The organism is Nocardia sp. NPDC019219 (assembly GCF_040632645.1).
Classification (GTDB): Bacteria; Actinomycetota; Actinomycetes; order Mycobacteriales; family Mycobacteriaceae; genus Nocardia; species Nocardia sputorum.
Genome location: NZ_JBEYCG010000003.1, coordinates 98,226 through 114,084, shown reverse-complemented (window position 1 = coordinate 114,084; position 15,859 = coordinate 98,226). Strand labels below are relative to the sequence as shown.

The following is a 15,859-nucleotide window of genomic DNA, read 5'->3' as shown; positions in this document are numbered from 1 at the left end:
CCAGGGCCGGACCTTTCTGCGGTCTCGGATCGGAACCGGATTCCCCTCCGTTGCAGCGGTTCCCAGGGCGGGGTGTGCTCGTGCCGAGGCCCGGCCGGTCGTGGTGCACCGATCGTCGTGCCCCGAGTAGTCCATTGGTCGCCTTCGGGGTGGACGAACACGATGTAGCGGCCATGGTCGCCGTCGATGACGACAGCGACCAGGTCATCGCGCACGACGGCGCTGACCGGGACGAGGTCCCGGTCAGCTGCCACGAGGGCATCGAGCGCTACGGCGACCGCTGGATGGCCCAGTGTGTCCATTGGCTGTGCCCTTCCGGTCGTGGTCAGCAGATCGCGGAGATGGTGGCGCTGTCGTCGTAGCCGTCGTCCCAGGTCCCGTGGATCGCGGTCAGGTGCACCTGCGTGTGGAATCCGTAGAGGACGCCTGCCGACGAGCACGACGCCGAGTACAGCACTTCAACGTCGGGGGTGGTGGAGGTGTCGATGCGTTCGGCATGCTTGTACCACTTTCCGTCGGCAGCATCGTAACGCCAGAGTTTCGTGGTGACGCTGCGCATCTCCGGCCGACCGGTGCAGTGCACCTTGAACCCGAAATGGATCGGGGCCATCGAACCGTGGTCGGTCTTCCACGGCTCGATGGCGTGCGGGAAGCACACCACTTCGTCCTTCGCGGTGTGGTTCGGTTCGGCGTGGGCGATGGTGGCTGTGCCGACCACCAGGGCACTGGTGAGCAGGGCAGTGCGGATCGCGGTGGCGATGGTCATCGTTCCTCCCGTTGCGGCGGTGTATCACCAGTCATTTCTCGACTGTTCGTACTGGTAGCGGATCTGCACCCACAGTTCGCGCGGTATCAGATCGATGCACTCGGCGAGGGTCGGCGGGGACCGGAACGTGGTCGACCCGTGCGGGTGCCGGATGTGCAGCACACGCACCACACCCGCGTCGACCCACCACACCACCGTCACCCCATCCAATTCCGTTGTGCGCGGGCTCGTCACCGGCGCTACCGCCGCGGCCGGGTTCGCACGCAGTCGCGGATGGCGCCGATCACCGCCAGCGCTGATGGCCGATACGAATCACGCGGGGCCTGCGCCCACACTCGCAAGCGCGCCGGGCCGTCGTCGGCAGGGGACGGCAATGCGATCTGTGCCCCGGCCGACGTCATGGTGGCGTTGAGCCGGAACAGCTCCGAGAACAGCGGCGTATCGCACGGAATATCCGGCACCACCAAGAACGTCCACCGCTTCGAACGCGGGTGCGAGATTATCGGCCCAGCCGGTGTACCGCTGTTCTGCATGTGGATCTTCACGCGCGCACCGAGCTGAGCGGGCACGGTGATCGCCCCGACACTCCCCGATATCAGCGAGATCCGGCCCATCGACGGCTCGATACAGGCGGGCAGCCCGCACACGTGGCGGTAGAACCGACACCGCGCCATCGGAGTCTCCAAGACCATCGTCGCGTCGTTGGCGAGAACGCCTGAACGGTCAGTCATTGCGGTCACCACCGGGCCATCGCATCCGGTCGATGCCGGTGATGGGGCTGAGCGTGATCAGGTACTGCGACGGGATGTCGTGACGGTCATCCACGACTGCGGCCCCCACCCACGCGCACCGGCCGGGGATGTTGCGGTCGTGCGGTCCGATCCGCCCGTCCTCGTATGGGGCCAGGCGTAGGCAGTGCTCGACATCGGGGCAACGCACCCGCGACAACGGCCCGTACGGCGTGCCATCCGTCGTTTCCCACTGTCCCGTCTTCGACAGCCGGACCTTGTCACCCTCTCTCATCCCCGCGCCACTCCCCTCTAGTCGATGGAGGCGCCCGGCGCCAGGGGCTTTCGCTACCGTCTGGCGTCACAGACGCCGGTGGTGTGCCCGGGTCATGAACGGGCGTCACCTGGCGCCGGGGCCTGGCTACGACTGTGAGCCCAATTCAGCCCGCGAAGTATCAAACTTCTTAGTACGCAGGTGCGATTGGATGTCGTTGAATGGAAAGGTGAGCCAAATGGAAGACCGCGCCGCAATCGCAGCGCGAGTGGCCCAGGCCCGAAAGCTCGCAGGCCTGACGCAGAAGGCACTGGCCGAGAAAGCACACATCTCTCTTGGGATTGTTCGTGCCGTCGAGCAGCGGACGGCCCCCGCATCGCCGGCATTTCTCGGGGCCGTGTCCAAGGCTCTCCGACTCAGTGTCGCTGACCTGACTGGACAGCCGTATCCGCCTGCGCCTGGCCCCGACACCGAGGTGCACGCCGCAGTCGGGGTGTTACGAACCGAACTGGCCGCCTACGACTTCGACAACGACAACGTCTCCCACGTGCGCCCACTAGGAGAGATCGTGGCCGACGTCGAGCGCGTCTGCCGCTATCGCCGTGCCGCCTCTTTCCACAAGCTGGGCGACTCGCTGCCGCCGCTGCTCGGCGAAGTACGTGCTGCGGTGCATCGCAGCAACGGCCGCGAGCGGGATCAGGCGCTCGTACTGTTGTGTGAGCTGTACTACTCGGCGCACAGCCTCGCCCACAAACTCGGATATGGCGACCTTGCCGCGCATGCCATCGATCGGCTCGCGTGGGCAGCCACAGAGTCCGGAAACGAGCTGTGGATCGCCACGAGTCAGTTCCAGCGGGCCTCGCTGCTCACCTCCGGCGGTGACTGGACCGCCGCCCTCAGGTTCTTGGAACGCTGCCGGGCCGGTATCGAACCCCGCCTCAGCGCCGGACACCGCCACGATCTCATCGCTTGGGGCGGCTTGCACTTGCAATCCGGACTTGCCGCGTCACGCTCCGGTAAACGCGACCTCGCTGACGAGCACTTGGCTGAGGCCCGGAAGACAGCGCTGCGCCTCGGCGACGATCGGGACGTCATTCTCTCGTTCGGACCCACGAACGTCGAAATCTGGGCCGTCGCGCTCGCCGTGGAGGGCATGGACGGCACCGAGGCACTCAACCGCGCACGCTCGCTGGTAATCCCGGATGGCACACCGAAAGAACGCGCGGGTCACCACTACATCGACCTGTCCCGCGCCTATCTCCTGCATGGAGACCGCACACGCGCCTTGGACGCGCTACTGACTGCAAAAGCGATTGCTCCGGCGCAGACTCGCTGGAATCCCATGGTGCACGAAACAGTGCGGGCGCTGGCTCGTGCGGAAGCGCGCAGCGTCGACACCGTCCACGGTTTCGCCGTGTGGTGCGGAGTGGCTGCGCGCCTGTGATCCGGTCAGCCTGCCGCGGGTAAGCCTTTCGCTTCGGCCGGAGACAAGAATTCCACGCGGAACGAGGCGATGTACTTCTCACGCTGGCTCAGGAAGTGCCTCGTGTGGGGCTGCCGCTCATGCTCCTCGAATGCGTCGCGGTCGCGGTACACCTCGTAGAACACGCGCGACAACGGCTCGTTCTCAACGGCGTGGGTGGCGTAGACGAGGGTCCCGGGCTCCAGCTCCGTGATGGCTTCGACCGTTTCGGCCATCAGCTTGTCGAACTCGGCCGCCTTCTCTGCGTCCTGGAGATCGAACTTCACAACGAGCGCGAACATAGCCCCTCCTCGACACTGGTATCCGGTCACCGTACAGGCCACCACCAGCGGCCGGGCTGGTTCGACGGGCTCGATCCCCGCGTGTCGACGTCACCGCGGGCACGATTCGAGGACCTGATGGGCTTCGGCCACCGGATCTACCCGAGCCACAGCGCACGAGCGCGAGCCGAACGCGACGGCGGAAGATGTTGCCCCGCCGTCGATGTCCGGCTCGCGTAGCATCCGGGGGGAAGCTAGAGGACTCGAGGGATGCTGGACAAAACAATATCGAGGCGGCGGATGTTCGGCGTGGGCGTCGCGCTGGCCGCGGGATTCACCGCCACCGGGTGCGCCGCCACCCAGAACACGTCCGTCGCACCGGCGCGCGTCTCGGCCGCGCCTGGCACCACTACGGGGGCACGGGTCGCTCCGGTCTCGGCGGTCCCCGTCGCGGGCACGCCGTCCGCCGTGGCCGCCAGGCACGCCGGGATCCGGCCACAGCAGTGGGGCGTCGCGATGGCGGGGATCACGAGCACTTTCGCTGCCGCGGGCAAACAGATGGCGCTCACCTTCGACGCCTGCGGCGGCGCGGGCAACAACGACATCGACGAGTCGCTGGTGAATTTCCTGATCGCCGAGCGGATTCCCGCGACGCTGTTCCTGAACAAGCGCTGGATCGATGCCAACCGCGCGCGCACCGCCCAGCTGGCGGCGAATCCACTGTTCGAACTGGCCAATCACGGCGTGGCACACAAACCGCTGTCGGTGAACGGCCGGGAAGCCTATGGCATCGCCGGGACCGGATCGGCGCAGGAGGCCGCCGACGAAGTATGGGCGAACCATGAGCTGCTGACCACGCTGACGGGCAAGCCCCCGCGATTCTTTCGGGCGGGCACCGCGCATTACGACGACGTCGCGGTGTCCATCGTCAACGAATTGGGTGAAACCCCGGTCGGTTTCACGATCAACGCCGATTTCGGCGCGACCGCGTCGGCCGCCCAAGTGCAAACAGCGATGAATGCCGGCGCGCCCGGGGCCATTTCCCTGGCCCATATGCACCGGCCGCACTCCGGAACCGCGGCGGGCATGATCGCGGCGCTGCCGAAGCTGCGCGCGATGGGTTTCACCTTCGTGCACCTGTAGGAGCGTTCGCCGGTAGTTCACTCGTCGAGCGACGCGACCCAGTCGACGGCGACCGTATCGCCGCGGTCCACCTCGAAGAAAGCGACCTCCAGGTGCCGGCCCAAATCGACCAGGCGGAGGGCGTGCAGGGGCACCGGCTGGACCAGCCGCACCCGCCACGGTCGCGGTTCGTCCCAGGCGCGCAGTTCCAGGTCCAGACGCAGCACCGGGTCGTCGCGACCGGAGTACCCCGCCGCGACCGGCGCGGCGGCGAGCACGGTGGCGTCGGCGCGGCGGCCGTCGGCGAGGATCTTGGCGATGCTCGCCCGGCCGGATTCCGCGAGGTCGGGCACGTACAGCACGAGGCGATCGCGGTCGCGCGGATCCACCCGGCAGCACACGACGTCACCGGGCCGCATCCATTCCAGGTCGGCGTCCGGCACCCGCTGCCGCACCCGGCTCTCGTAGGGGAATTCTTCCGCGAGCTGCACCCGGACCCAGAACACGTGCCCCGGTTCGGTGCGCCGCGGACGGACCCCGAGGATCGTCGCGGTGCCCGCTTCGCCCCGGATCAGCAACTCGCGCCGCATCGCGTCCGAGACCGTCGCGCCGCGCAGCCGGAAATTCCGGGCTCGCTCGCGCAGTCGCCACCCTGAGTTAGCTGAGGGCATGCTCATGGGCGCTTACGTTAGCCGGAGTGTGGGCGTCGCCACAGCGACACCACCGACTACCCTGTTCGCCATGACCTCTGCGTTTCCGACCATTCCCGACGATCTCAAGCCCGCCGACGGACGGTTCGGTTGCGGCCCCTCCAAGGTGCGTCCGGAGCAGCTGCAGTCGCTGGTGAACGTCGGCGCCTCGGTGTTCGGAACCTCGCATCGGCAGAAACCGGTCAAGGACGTGGTGGCGCGCGTGCGCTCGGGCTTGCGCGAGCTGTTCGGCCTGCCGGACGGCTACGAGGTGGTGCTGGGCAACGGCGGCACCACCGCATTCTGGGACGCCGCGGCGTTCGGCCTGGTCCGGGAGCGTTCGCTGCACTTGACCAACGGTGAGTTCAGCTCGAAGTTCGCCGCGGTGACCAAGGGCAACCCGTTCATCGGCGACCCGATCGTGGTCTCGGCGGAGCCCGGCAGCGCGCCGGAGCCGGTGTCCGACCCGTCGGCGGACCTGATCGGCTGGGCGCACAACGAGACCTCGACCGGCGTCTCGATCCCGGTGCGGCGCCCCGCGGGCTCGGAGCACGCGCTCATCGCCATCGACGCCACCTCCGGCGCGGGCGGTCTCCCGGTGACCATCACCGACGCCGACGTCTACTACTTCGCGCCGCAGAAATGCTTCGCCTCCGACGGCGGCCTGTGGGTCGCGCTGATGAGCCCGGCCGCGCTGGCCCGGGTCGAGGAGATCAAGGCGTCGGGCCGCTGGACCCCCGACTTCCTGTCGCTGCCGATCGCGATCGACAACAGCACGAAGGACCAGACCTACAACACCCCGGCGCTGGGCACCCTGCTGCTGTTCGCCGACCAGATCGAGTGGCTCAACGGCAACGGCGGTCTGGACTGGGCGGTCAAGCGCACGCTGGACTCCTCCTCGCGGCTGTACTCCTGGGCCGAGTCGAGCGAGTACGCCACCCCGTACGTCACGGACCCCGCGCACCGCTCGCAGGTGGTCGGCACCATCGACTTCGCCGATTCGGTCGACGCGGCCGCGGTGGCGAAGATCCTGCGCGCCAACGGCATCGTGGACACCGAGCCGTACCGCAAGCTGGGCCGCAACCAGCTGCGCATCGGCATGTTCCCGGCGATCGATCCGGACGACGTCAGCCAGCTGACCCGCGCCATCGATTGGGTCGTGCAGAATCTCGGCTGACAGCCGCATTTTTCGGCCCCTGACGGCCGCAACACGCCCGGGATCGACACGCCGCGAAATTAGGCGTAGCCGAGCGAACAGAGCAGATTAGCGGGGCACGGACGTCTCCCGAGAGATTTCCGTGCCGCGTGTCCTGCCCCATGAATCTCAGATGTGCACTACTGTTTCGGAAAGTGGGCGGTGTCGCGAGTCGACGCGATAAGGAGGTAACGGTGCGTGAACTTCGAGTGATCGGGGTGACGCCCGACTCCACGCACATCGTGTGTATCGACACCGAGTCCGGTCAGAAGTTCCGGCTGCCCGCCGACGACAAACTGCGAGCCGCCGCGCGCGGAGACCTTGCCCGATTCGGCCAGATTGAGATCGAAATGGAAGCAACTATGCGTCCCCGCGATATCCAGGCCCGTATTCGCGCAGGGGCCTCCGTGGAACAGGTCACCGAAGAATCCGGAATGCCGGCCAGTCGCGTCGAGCGATTCGCCTATCCGGTGCTGCTGGAGCGGGCCCGCGCCGCCGAGCTCGCCCAGAAAGCGCACCCGGTGCGCCCCGACGGTCCCGCCGTGGACACTCTCATCGATGTGGTCACCGCCGCGTTCACCGCGCGCGGGCACAACATCGAGGGCGCTGAATGGGATGCCTGGAAGGACGAGAAGGGGTACTGGGTCGCCCAGTTGCAGTGGCAGAACGGACGATCCGAGATCGCCGCGCACTGGCGTTACCAGCCGGACGCGCACGGCGGCTCGGTCTCCCCGCTCGACGACCCGGCCTCCGATCTGATCGATCCGGATTTCGGGCGCGCCCTGCGCGGCCTGGCGACGATCGCGCCGCCCGAGCCCGAACCGGCCGCGCCGCAGCCGGAGCCGGTGGCCGAACCGCGTCCCGCCCCGGCCGCGCCGCCCGCGCGTACCGCCAGCCGCCAGAGCCAGCCGATGCTGGACGAGTACTACGAACAGCGGGCCGTCGCGGCCGGTGGCAGCGCCGCCGCGATCCCGGCGGGCAACGGCTCGACGCCCGCAGCGGCCGCCACCCCGGCCACTGCCGCTACCGCCGCGGCCGCCAGCGGCGCCGCGACAGCGGCGACGTCCACCCCCGCGGACACCGCCACGCCGGCGCCCGCCCCCAACGAGGAGCCTGCGAAGCCCGCGGCCAAGGCTCCGGCCAAGCCGAGTCGCAGCAAGCGCGGCAAGGCGCCGATGCCGTCGTGGGAGGACGTGCTGCTCGGGGTGCGCAGCTCCGGTCACTGAGCGCCGGCCTTCCGGGCCGTCGATCGGCCGCCGACGGAGGCGCGGGAGCCCCCGTGCGTCGGCCGCCCTCTGCCGATAGCGCTGCCTCGCGAAATCGATGATCACGAACCGGCGTTCGCGGTGCGAAGCCGCACCGGGGCCGGTCCGTGGCGAGTAAATTTTCGGTGTGGTCGACGACGCGCGTCGGCGCCAGGGGTCACCCCAGCGGTGGCCGTTCGGCGCGGCCGGGCGTTCGCTCGAGGTTCGCGGAGTCGATTCGTGCAACTATCGGGAGGTGCCGGATGCTTTCCAAGGCTTGGTCGCTCTGGTACGTCGACGCACCCGATGCCCTGACGATATTGCGCGCGAACCACGATCCGGATCCCGGAGCCGCACTGGCATTGGCGAAGCAATTGCACGAGGACCGCGATGTGCGACCGGTCATGCTCGGCACGCTGGCGGGTTGCGCGGGCCCCGGAACCGACGAGGTGTGCATCGGCTGCTTTCCCGGCGTGACGGTGTTGTGTTCGGCCCAAGCCGCGCGTATCCACCCGACCGAGATCCCCGAGTTGCTGGTGCGGCCGCTGGCCTCGGAACACACGTATCTGGTGTCGTTCGACCTCGAGCACGGCTGGGGCGCGTTCGCCCACTGGGAGCGCGGCGAATTCCGCAGATCGTTCAGCTCGACCCGGGTGCGCATCCTGGAGGACGAAGGACTTCCGCTGGTGTGGGAACGGCCGTACTGGGCCGGCGAGCATCCGGTGCGGTGGCGCGCGGGCGAACTGCCCGACCCCCAAGCGCTGCCCTTCGACCCACCCGATTTCGCCGACGCGGCCAACAATGAATGGCTCGGCTTCCATTACCGCGGGCCGGCTGCGCCTCGCGCGCTCGTGCCGGGTGACATTCCCGTCTGCAAGTTCGCGCTGTACCCGAAGGGCCAGATGCCCGGCCCGCCGGGTCGCGGCTCCACCGAAAGCGGGGCGCATACGCCCTCGCGCAAGCGCGGACTGCTCGGCTGGCTGCGCGGACACGACCCGGTCGGCTGAACGCCGCAGCCCGGCGCTAGGCGGCCGATCCGCCGACCAGCAGCACGATCCATCCGAGCAGCACGCCCACCGCGCCGCCGCCGATCACCCACCGCGTCACCGGGGCGAAACGCCAGCGCCACGCGGTGGGCGCGGCGCCGCCGACCGCCACCAAGTTGACCGCCACCGCGAGCAACGGGTGCACTTCGGCCAGCGCGGCCCCGAACGAATACACCGCGACCGCCGCCAGCAGCGCCACCATGACCGCCACGGTGAGGCCCGCGCCCCACGGCGTCGGGTCCTGGTAGGACGGATACGGTCGATACGGTCCGCTCATGCCGTGCCCTTTCCGGCATGAGCGGGGCCCTGCGTGGTCACGCTGCGCTGCCTCCTCCGGGCCTGACCGCTCATGCCGTGTCCTTTCCGGCATGAGCGGGGCCCTGCGTGGTCACGCTGCGCTGCCTCCTCCGGGCCTGACCGCTCATGCCGTGCGCACCCGCTCGTAGAACGCCATCGCGGCCGCGGTCGCGACATTGAGCGAATCGGTGCCGGGCGTCATGGGGATGCGCGCGCGGACGTCGGTGGCCCGCATGGCCGCCTCGGTCAGCCCCGGCCCTTCGGCCCCGAGCAACAACGCCACCCGCTCCCCCGTCATCGCCGCCGCCAGATTCGCCGCCGACCCGTCGGGAGTGAGGGCGATGATCTGGAATCCCTTGCGGCGCAGTATATCCAGTCCGCCCGGCCAGTCCGGCACGGACGCGAACGGAACCCGCAGCACATGTCCCATGGAGACCCGGACGGCCCGGCGGTACAAGGGGTCGGCGCAGCGGTCGCCGAACAGGATCGCGTCGGCTCCGAGCCCGGCCGCGTTGCGGAACATGGCGCCGAGATTCTCGTGGTCGTTGACGCCTTCGAGCACCGCGATGGTGCGCGCCCGCTCGAGCACCTCGTCCATGCCGAGTTCGGCGGGGCGGCGGGCGACGGCCAGCACGCCGCGGTTGAGGTGGAAACCGACCACCTCGGCCATCACCTCGGCCGTCGCCCGGTAGTACGGCACGTCGACAGCCACCAGATCATCGGCGAGTTCGGCACGCCTGCGCTCCACACCGAGCAGCGCGGCCGGCGCGAAGCGCGAGTCGAGCATCCGCTGGACCACCACGACGCCCTCGGCGATCACCAGCCCCTTGCGCCCGGGCAGATCGGGCCTGCGATCGGCCGACTTGAGGTCGCGGAAGTCGTCGACCCGAGGGTCGGCGGGGTCATCGATGTCGATCACTTCGGCCACCGCTCCATCCTGCCGAACCGTCGCGGCCGGGTCCGAATCGGCGTTCGCCGGGCGGTCGCGGAGCGCGGAAAACCTGATGCGGGCAGGTGCGCGGACGTGGGATGGTCGGAGCATGACGACCCTCCCGGGAATCACCATCCGGTCGGCTACCGAGGACGACGGACCGGCGATCACGACGCTGGTGGAGACCTCGTTCGGCACCCGCTACGACCCGGCCGAACTACAGCGGATCCCCGTGCTGTTCCCGCTGGAGAACACCATCGTGGCGGTCGAGCACGGGCAGGTCGTCGGGCACGTGCAGTCCACCACCATGACGGTCACGGTGCCCGGCGAACGGACTGTCCGGGTGTGCGGCATCGCGGGCGTCGGGGTGGCTCCGACCCACCGACGGCGCGGCCTTCTCCGCGCCATGTACACCGAACAGCACCGGCGCGTCGAGGCGGCCGGGCTGCCGCTGACCATGTTCACCGCGAGCGAGGGCGGCATCTACGGCCGTTTCGGCTACGGTCCCGCGACGCGGGAGAACGCCGTGGGCATCGACCGGCGGTTCGCGGGATTCCTGCCGTCGACGCCGGATCCGGGCGGTGTCACGCTGCGCCCGCCGAGCGAAGTGCGCGTGGCGGCGGAGGCGATCTACGACCGCTGGCGCAGGCTGACGCCCGGTGCGCAGGTACGCCCTGCGGCGGCCTGGGACATCGTTTTCGATGATCCGGAACGTTTCCGCGAAGGCGGCACCACGCTGTTCGGACTTCTGCACAGCGACGGCTACGCGCTGTATCGGGTCCACTCCGACGGCAGGGCGCGGACGGTCGAAGTGGTCGAAATGCGGACGGTCACCGCCGAAGCGCACGCGGCCCTGTGGCGTGCCCTGCTCGGGCTCGATCTGATGCGGCGGGTGGACGCGGTGCTCACCGATCACGACCCGCTGCCCTATCTGCTGACCGATCCTCGGCTCGTGCGTACCACCGCCCGCTACGACGGACTGTGGCTTCGCTTGATGGACGTGCCCGCGGCGCTCACCGCGCGCGCTTACCCGAGCGATCTGGACGTGACGCTCGAGGTGACCGACCCCTTCCGGAACGCGGGCGGCACGTTCGCACTGCGCGTACGGAACGGGCAGGCGGAATGCGAACCGACCGACCGCACACCCGATATCGACCTCGGCATCGACGTTCTCGGCAGCATGTATCTGGGCGCGTATCCCGCGCGCCTGTTCGCCGCGGCGAACCGTCTGCGAGCCAAGGACTCCGCGCACGTGCGCGCGCTCGACGACGCCTTCCGCGCGGAGCGCGACGCGGTGCTCGGCTGGTTCTTCTGACACCGGGCACCGCGCGCCGCGGGCTGGCATGCTGGTCTCATGAAGCCGATCCAGCTGGTCCTCAACATCCTGTGGCTGATCCTCGCCGGGTTCTGGCTGGCGCTGGGCTACATCGCGGCGGGGATCATCTGCTTCATCCTGATCATCACGATCCCGTTCGGCATCGCGTCGTTCCGGATCGCCGCCTACGTACTGTGGCCGTTCGGCCGGACCACCGTGGAGAAGCCCGGGGCGGGTGCCGGCTCGCTGATCGGCAACATCATCTGGTTCATCGTCGCGGGCTGGTGGCTGGCGCTGGGCCATCTGCTCACCAGCATTCCGTTGTTCGTATCGATCATCGGAATCCCGTTCGGCTGGGCCAACTTGAAGTTCATCCCGATCTCGCTGTTCCCGCTCGGACGGGAGATCGTGGACAGCGATCAGCCGTTCGGCGCGCGGTAGCCACCGGCATCCGGTCCATCGGGGCACGCCGGGCGGCCCCATTTCGCGATAAATTTGTGATCTGCATCACATGCTGTTAACGAAATCACATCGCCGTGCGAAAGTTAGCTAGAAGGTAACTGATCTTTTCCAGTGCCCACCGCGCCCCGAACGGGCGCCGAGCCGACCGCACGGGAGGGCTCCACCATGACCGACCGCACCGCCCGCAGGCCCGACTCGGACACCGCACCGCTCGCGCCGATCGCCGTGACGCTGGGGCTGCTGCTGCTCATCGGCGCCGCCACCCAGCTCACCCATCTGCCCCGCTGGGCCGACGACTACGGGGTCCTGGTCTATCCGGCCTTCCTCCTGTGCCTGACCATCGCGGGCGGCCTGCTGTGGTGGGGCGGCGGGATCGTCGTCCGGCTGGTGCGGGGGAACCGCTGAGCCGTGCCGCCGTCGGCGCCGAATCCCCACGCGTTATTCGGATTCCGCGACGATCTGCTTCATGATCGCCACCGCGCGGGTCAGCACGACGAGCTGCTCCTCGGTGAGCGTCGACAGCTGCTCGGTCATCCACGCCTCCCGAGCGCTGGCTTCGTCGGCGATCAGCGCGCGGCCCGCCGAGGACAGCGAGACGATGATCTGACGGCCATCGGTCGGATGCGGGTTGCGTTCCACCAGATCGAGGTCGGTGAGCGAGGCGATGACCCGGGTCATCGAGGGGGGCTGCACCCGTTCCTTCGCCGCGAGCGCCCCCGGCGTCATCGCGCCCTCGCGCGCCAGGGTGGCGAGCGCGGAGAGTTGCGTCAGCGAGATCTGCGAGTCGGCACGACGGCCGCGCAGGTGTCGCGTCAGTCGAACGACCGCCAGCGAGAGCTCACCAGCGAGGGCTCTGACATCCGATGGCGTTGTCACAGTGCCAAACGATACGGGACCACGGGCGGCCGGTCGCGGCTTCCCGCCAGGCCGCGACCACTCCGCTCGGGTCGGCCGGAGCGCCGCACCCGGGCGGGCGGATTAGGCTGGGCCCGTGACACAGAAAGTCCCGCAGCTGCCGCCGCGCCTGACCGATCCGCGCCCCGTGCTCGCGGTCGGCAGCGCGCTGTGGCTGATCGCCACCGTGGTGGTGTGGGCGGGCGGCGACCGCTGGGCGTCGGCCCGGCCGGTCTGCCTGATGGGACTGGTGGTCGGGCTGATCGCACTCGTGATCTATCTGGTTCAGCGGCGCGGCGCCCGGCGCGGGGACAAGGGCGCGCAGACGGGTCTGTGACCCACGCGGCTTACGGTCGGACCACCTCGAATTCGTCGGTCGTGCCGGTGAGCGGGTAGAACGCGCCATCGGGATCCAGGCGGGTCGCGTAGTGCTGGAAACGATAGCGTCCCGGCTCGGCGTCGAGCGGGACATCCCAGGTGAATCGGGCCACCGACTCGGCGAGCCCGCGCTTGCTCCAGTGGTATCTCACCGCCCACTCACCCTCGTTGGCCACCCGCGCCCATGCGCCCGACGCGGTCCTGCGCTGCACTTCCAGGAAGGTCCCGTTGCGGCGATTGTCGTGTTTCGGATGCGCCGAGACGAATTCGGCCAGGACTTGATCCCCGGGAGCGTAGGACGGGTGCGGCTGCACCAGCACGTCACCGAACCCGCGGCCCGGGGCGGACGCGTCCGGACCGGCGCCCGGCTGGAAGTTCGGCTGTAGCTGGGACACATCGCGCGGCGCAGGGCCGCGCGGCACCGCGCTGCGAGCGGCGAATGCCGCGGCCAGGCGGGTGAACTCCTGCTGGTAGGCGCACAGGGTGTAGCGGCCGAACAATGTCGAAGCGCCCTCGTACTGCTGGGAGTCGTATTCCTCGGGCGTGGTGACGTATTCGTGGTAGGCGTTCGCGTATCCCTGCATGAGCACCTGCTCGAGCGGAACGTTCAGCGCCGCCGCGACAGCTCGGCGGACGCGCAGGCCCGACGTGATGGTGAACTCGCCACCCGCGGCGGCCAGATAGAGCTCGCCGATGCGAACGAGCTGGATGGGCAGCACATTCGGCACCCACGCCACCGGCGGCAGCAGGCCGAGCGGCACCGCGATCGCTTTCGGCGCCTGCGCGTCCGCCAGCCAGGCCGGCGCGGGCTGGGCGGGGTCGCCCAGCGCCGCGAGGAACGGATTGCGCACACCCTCGGGGATCGGGCCGCCGGGCAGGCCGGGACCGTCCTCGACACTGCCCGCGATCAGCGAGACGCCCGCCGCGGCCGGTGCGGTGCGCCGCGGGAGGCCGTCCGGAGTGAAACGACCGTCCACGGCGATGTCCGCCAAGTCGATGTAGCAGAGCATCGCGTCGACCGAGCCGGAAATCGGTCGCGCTTGCGCCGCCGCGTCTTTCGACGCCGCGTACTGACGCTCGCCGAGGATGCGGGTGTTCTCGAACTCGTCCTCGGTGGGTCCCGAACCCGGGCGCAGGTTCAGGTTCGGGGACATGTCGCCGGCGTTGGTCTGCGCGAAGGCCGCGACGAACTCGGGCTTGCCGTCCAGGTAGCGCACGCCGTGCTCGATGTGCTCGGCGGAGAACGCGGCGTAGCCCTTGTTGTCCGAGCTGATCAGCCGGTTCGCGTTGGTCATGGACGTGTTGTGGGTGGCGAACCAGGTGATGGTCCCGGCCGTCCGACCGCCTTTGCGCAGGACGAGCGTGGTCACGGTGGGGTCGATGGCGTCCGGGAAATGTTGTTTGTCCGCGGGCGGATTGAGTTCCCACGCCACCCGCGAGCGGTTCACGCTCGCGTCGCGCAGCTCGGTGCGGCCGAGCGCGAGCGAGCCGGGGCCGAGATCGGCGTGCGCGGCGGCGATCGCCTCGACGATCCCCTGCACCTCGGCGTCGTACACCTGCTGCTGGAAGCCGAGGATGGACAGGTTGTAGGCGTAGTCGTTGCTGGAGCCGCCGCAGGTCGCGTGCGAATGGGTCGAGGTGAGCAGGACGTTCTGCTCGGTGTAGAGCCCGCCGAAGCGCCGGGCCAGTTCGGTCAGCACGCCGCGGTGCACGGATTGGAAGATCATTCCGTTCTCGGCGACCACGAAGACGACGCGCCGTCCCGCGCTCCCGATGATGAACGCCCGCGCGCGCGGGCGCAGGTGGATGCCCGCGGTCTGCTGCTCGAGCTGGGAGTAGCCCATCATCCCGCATTCGGCGGCCGGGCCGGTGATGTCGGAGATGCCGACGCCGATCTCGTAGTCGCCGGAATCCGGGGCGGCGGCCGCCGGAACGCCGAGCGCGTCACTCATCCCGGGCACCGTCGCGGTCGCGAGGGCGGCGGAACCGAGCGCGGTCCGGGCCAGAACAGTTCTGCGTGACACCGGCATACCCGTCTCCCTTCTGTCCCGATGCAGCGAACCACACAACTGGTCACTCGTCCAGTCCGAGTTTTTCCGGCCGGCGAATTGACTGCGGGGGCCGTGGGCGCTTAACTCCCTTGGGTGTCCTCCCGATTGAGCGTCGAAGAACGACGGGCCCACCTTATCGAGGCCGCGATCGGCCTTGCCGAGAAAAAGGGCGTCGCGGGCGTGACCACGCGCGATGTCGCTCAGGCGGCCGGTGTCTCGCTGGGTGTGGTGCATTACTGTTTCGAAAACAAGGACGCGCTGATGACCGAGCTGGTCAAAGCGTTGTCGATGGAATTGCGCGATTCCGTCGACGCAAACGAAACGGTATGGCAGGACGTCGGAAGTGGAAAAGAAGCCCTTCAAAAATTGATCCGCGCGGGACTGGAACTCATGTGGCTGAACATTGAAGCCACTCCGGAACGGCAGCTGCTCACTTACGAAACCACCACTTACGCGTTGCGTGAGGGCGAACAAACCCCGGCGAAACTGGCGATCGCGCGCGAACAGTACAACTTCAACGACTCCACCGTCGCCGACATCTTGGAGCACGCGCGCGACGCGACGGGCAATACGTGGTCGGTCCCGGTGCAGACGCTGAGCCGGTTCACGCTCAACGTCATCGACGGTGTGGTGCTGCGCTGGCTGGTGGACAACGACAGCGAGAGCGTGCGCGGCCAGCTCGATCTGCTGAGCGAGATGATCACCGGGTACGCGGCGCAGTAGC

General features: G+C 68.8%; 21 protein-coding genes. 11 read left to right on the top strand and 10 right to left on the bottom strand.

All coding sequences use genetic code 11. From position 1 onward, the window contains the following. The first annotated feature begins 80 nt into the window (after window positions 1-80). Window positions 81-362 carry a hypothetical protein gene (locus ABZ552_RS08000; protein ID WP_357436127.1) on the top strand — a complete coding sequence of 94 codons (282 nt, stop codon included), beginning with the start codon at window positions 81-83 and terminating at the stop codon, window positions 360-362. Here the strand turns inward: ABZ552_RS08000 and ABZ552_RS07995 are convergent. From ABZ552_RS07995 to ABZ552_RS07980, 4 genes are read right to left on the bottom strand one after another with little or no spacing between them, the layout of a single operon-like run. Continuing rightward, entirely contained in the window at window positions 326-766 is a 441-nt protein-coding gene (locus ABZ552_RS07995) for a hypothetical protein (RefSeq protein WP_357436125.1), read from the bottom strand. The two genes, ABZ552_RS08000 and ABZ552_RS07995, sit on opposite strands and share 37 nt — an antisense overlap. A gap of 24 nt (window positions 767-790) precedes the next feature. Beyond that, window positions 791-1,000 (bottom strand): hypothetical protein, encoded by a 210-nt coding sequence (locus ABZ552_RS07990; protein ID WP_357436123.1) that lies wholly within the window; start codon window positions 998-1,000, stop codon window positions 791-793. A gap of 5 nt (window positions 1,001-1,005) precedes the next feature. After that, on the bottom strand, window positions 1,006-1,497 hold the full coding sequence (locus ABZ552_RS07985; RefSeq protein WP_357436121.1) for a DNA-directed RNA polymerase subunit beta: 492 nt from the start codon (window positions 1,495-1,497) through the stop codon (window positions 1,006-1,008). Beyond that, the gene (locus ABZ552_RS07980) at window positions 1,490-1,789 is read right to left on the bottom strand and encodes a hypothetical protein (protein ID WP_357436119.1); all 300 of its coding nucleotides are present in this window, start codon (window positions 1,787-1,789) and stop codon (window positions 1,490-1,492) included. Before ABZ552_RS07980 ends, ABZ552_RS07985 begins: the two co-directional genes overlap by 8 nt. 217 nt (window positions 1,790-2,006) lie before the next feature. On the opposite strand from ABZ552_RS07980, the gene ABZ552_RS07975 reads away from it, so the two are divergent. Then, window positions 2,007-3,212, top strand: coding sequence for a helix-turn-helix transcriptional regulator (locus tag ABZ552_RS07975; RefSeq protein WP_357436117.1), 1,206 nt, complete (start codon window positions 2,007-2,009; stop codon window positions 3,210-3,212). 5 nt (window positions 3,213-3,217) lie between these two features. Here ABZ552_RS07975 and ABZ552_RS07970 read toward each other — a convergent pair whose 3' ends face one another. After that, complete coding sequence (locus ABZ552_RS07970; RefSeq protein ID WP_357436115.1) at window positions 3,218-3,532, bottom strand: antibiotic biosynthesis monooxygenase; 315 nt, start codon at window positions 3,530-3,532, stop codon at window positions 3,218-3,220. A 249-nt stretch (window positions 3,533-3,781) separates the two neighbouring features. On the opposite strand from ABZ552_RS07970, the gene ABZ552_RS07965 reads away from it, so the two are divergent. Next, the gene (locus ABZ552_RS07965) at window positions 3,782-4,654 is read left to right on the top strand and encodes a polysaccharide deacetylase family protein (protein ID WP_357436113.1); all 873 of its coding nucleotides are present in this window, start codon (window positions 3,782-3,784) and stop codon (window positions 4,652-4,654) included. A gap of 17 nt (window positions 4,655-4,671) precedes the next feature. Here ABZ552_RS07965 and ABZ552_RS07960 read toward each other — a convergent pair whose 3' ends face one another. Next, window positions 4,672-5,310 (bottom strand): hypothetical protein, encoded by a 639-nt coding sequence (locus tag ABZ552_RS07960; RefSeq protein WP_281877315.1) that lies wholly within the window; start codon window positions 5,308-5,310, stop codon window positions 4,672-4,674. A 64-nt stretch (window positions 5,311-5,374) separates the two neighbouring features. Between ABZ552_RS07960 and serC the strand changes: the two genes are divergently transcribed. From serC to ABZ552_RS07945, 3 genes are all read left to right on the top strand, one after another. Beyond that, complete coding sequence (gene serC / locus ABZ552_RS07955) at window positions 5,375-6,499, top strand: phosphoserine transaminase (RefSeq protein ID WP_281917177.1); 1,125 nt, start codon at window positions 5,375-5,377, stop codon at window positions 6,497-6,499. A gap of 212 nt (window positions 6,500-6,711) precedes the next feature. Further along, complete coding sequence (gene sepH / locus ABZ552_RS07950) at window positions 6,712-7,743, top strand: septation protein SepH (RefSeq protein ID WP_357436111.1); 1,032 nt, start codon at window positions 6,712-6,714, stop codon at window positions 7,741-7,743. 281 nt (window positions 7,744-8,024) lie between these two features. Next, window positions 8,025-8,768 carry a hypothetical protein gene (locus ABZ552_RS07945; protein WP_281877311.1) on the top strand — a complete coding sequence of 248 codons (744 nt, stop codon included), beginning with the start codon at window positions 8,025-8,027 and terminating at the stop codon, window positions 8,766-8,768. Window positions 8,769-8,784: 16 nt separating this feature from the next. Here ABZ552_RS07945 and ABZ552_RS07940 read toward each other — a convergent pair whose 3' ends face one another. Both ABZ552_RS07940 and ABZ552_RS07935 read right to left on the bottom strand, forming a co-directional pair. Beyond that, complete coding sequence (locus tag ABZ552_RS07940) at window positions 8,785-9,084, bottom strand: DUF2537 domain-containing protein (protein WP_281877309.1); 300 nt, start codon at window positions 9,082-9,084, stop codon at window positions 8,785-8,787. A 144-nt stretch (window positions 9,085-9,228) separates the two neighbouring features. Then, the gene (locus ABZ552_RS07935) at window positions 9,229-10,032 is read right to left on the bottom strand and encodes an RNA methyltransferase (RefSeq protein WP_281917175.1); all 804 of its coding nucleotides are present in this window, start codon (window positions 10,030-10,032) and stop codon (window positions 9,229-9,231) included. Between the two features lie 112 nt (window positions 10,033-10,144). Between ABZ552_RS07935 and ABZ552_RS07930 the strand changes: the two genes are divergently transcribed. From ABZ552_RS07930 to ABZ552_RS07920, 3 genes are all read left to right on the top strand, one after another. Further along, entirely contained in the window at window positions 10,145-11,350 is a 1,206-nt protein-coding gene (locus tag ABZ552_RS07930; protein ID WP_281917174.1) for a GNAT family N-acetyltransferase, read from the top strand. 39 nt (window positions 11,351-11,389) lie between these two features. Next, a complete protein-coding gene (locus ABZ552_RS07925) occupies window positions 11,390-11,791 on the top strand; it encodes a YccF domain-containing protein (RefSeq protein WP_281877305.1) in 402 nt (133 codons plus the stop codon). Between the two features lie 186 nt (window positions 11,792-11,977). Continuing rightward, window positions 11,978-12,217, top strand: coding sequence for a hypothetical protein (locus ABZ552_RS07920; RefSeq protein WP_281877304.1), 240 nt, complete (start codon window positions 11,978-11,980; stop codon window positions 12,215-12,217). Window positions 12,218-12,250: 33 nt separating this feature from the next. Here ABZ552_RS07920 and ABZ552_RS07915 read toward each other — a convergent pair whose 3' ends face one another. After that, on the bottom strand, window positions 12,251-12,688 hold the full coding sequence (locus tag ABZ552_RS07915; protein ID WP_067795985.1) for a MarR family transcriptional regulator: 438 nt from the start codon (window positions 12,686-12,688) through the stop codon (window positions 12,251-12,253). A gap of 115 nt (window positions 12,689-12,803) precedes the next feature. On the opposite strand from ABZ552_RS07915, the gene ABZ552_RS07910 reads away from it, so the two are divergent. After that, window positions 12,804-13,043: a DUF2530 domain-containing protein gene (locus tag ABZ552_RS07910; protein WP_159843316.1), complete on the top strand. Its 240-nt coding sequence runs from the start codon at window positions 12,804-12,806 to the stop codon at window positions 13,041-13,043. A 10-nt stretch (window positions 13,044-13,053) separates the two neighbouring features. Here ABZ552_RS07910 and ABZ552_RS07905 read toward each other — a convergent pair whose 3' ends face one another. Then, window positions 13,054-15,114, bottom strand: a complete 2,061-nt coding sequence (locus ABZ552_RS07905) for a neutral/alkaline ceramidase (protein WP_357436107.1) — start codon at window positions 15,112-15,114, stop codon at window positions 13,054-13,056. A gap of 126 nt (window positions 15,115-15,240) precedes the next feature. Here ABZ552_RS07905 and ABZ552_RS07900 point away from each other — a divergent pair, with 126 nt between their 5' ends. Then, window positions 15,241-15,858, top strand: coding sequence for a TetR/AcrR family transcriptional regulator (locus ABZ552_RS07900; protein ID WP_236566987.1), 618 nt, complete (start codon window positions 15,241-15,243; stop codon window positions 15,856-15,858). The last annotated feature ends 1 nt before the right edge of the window (window position 15,859 follow it).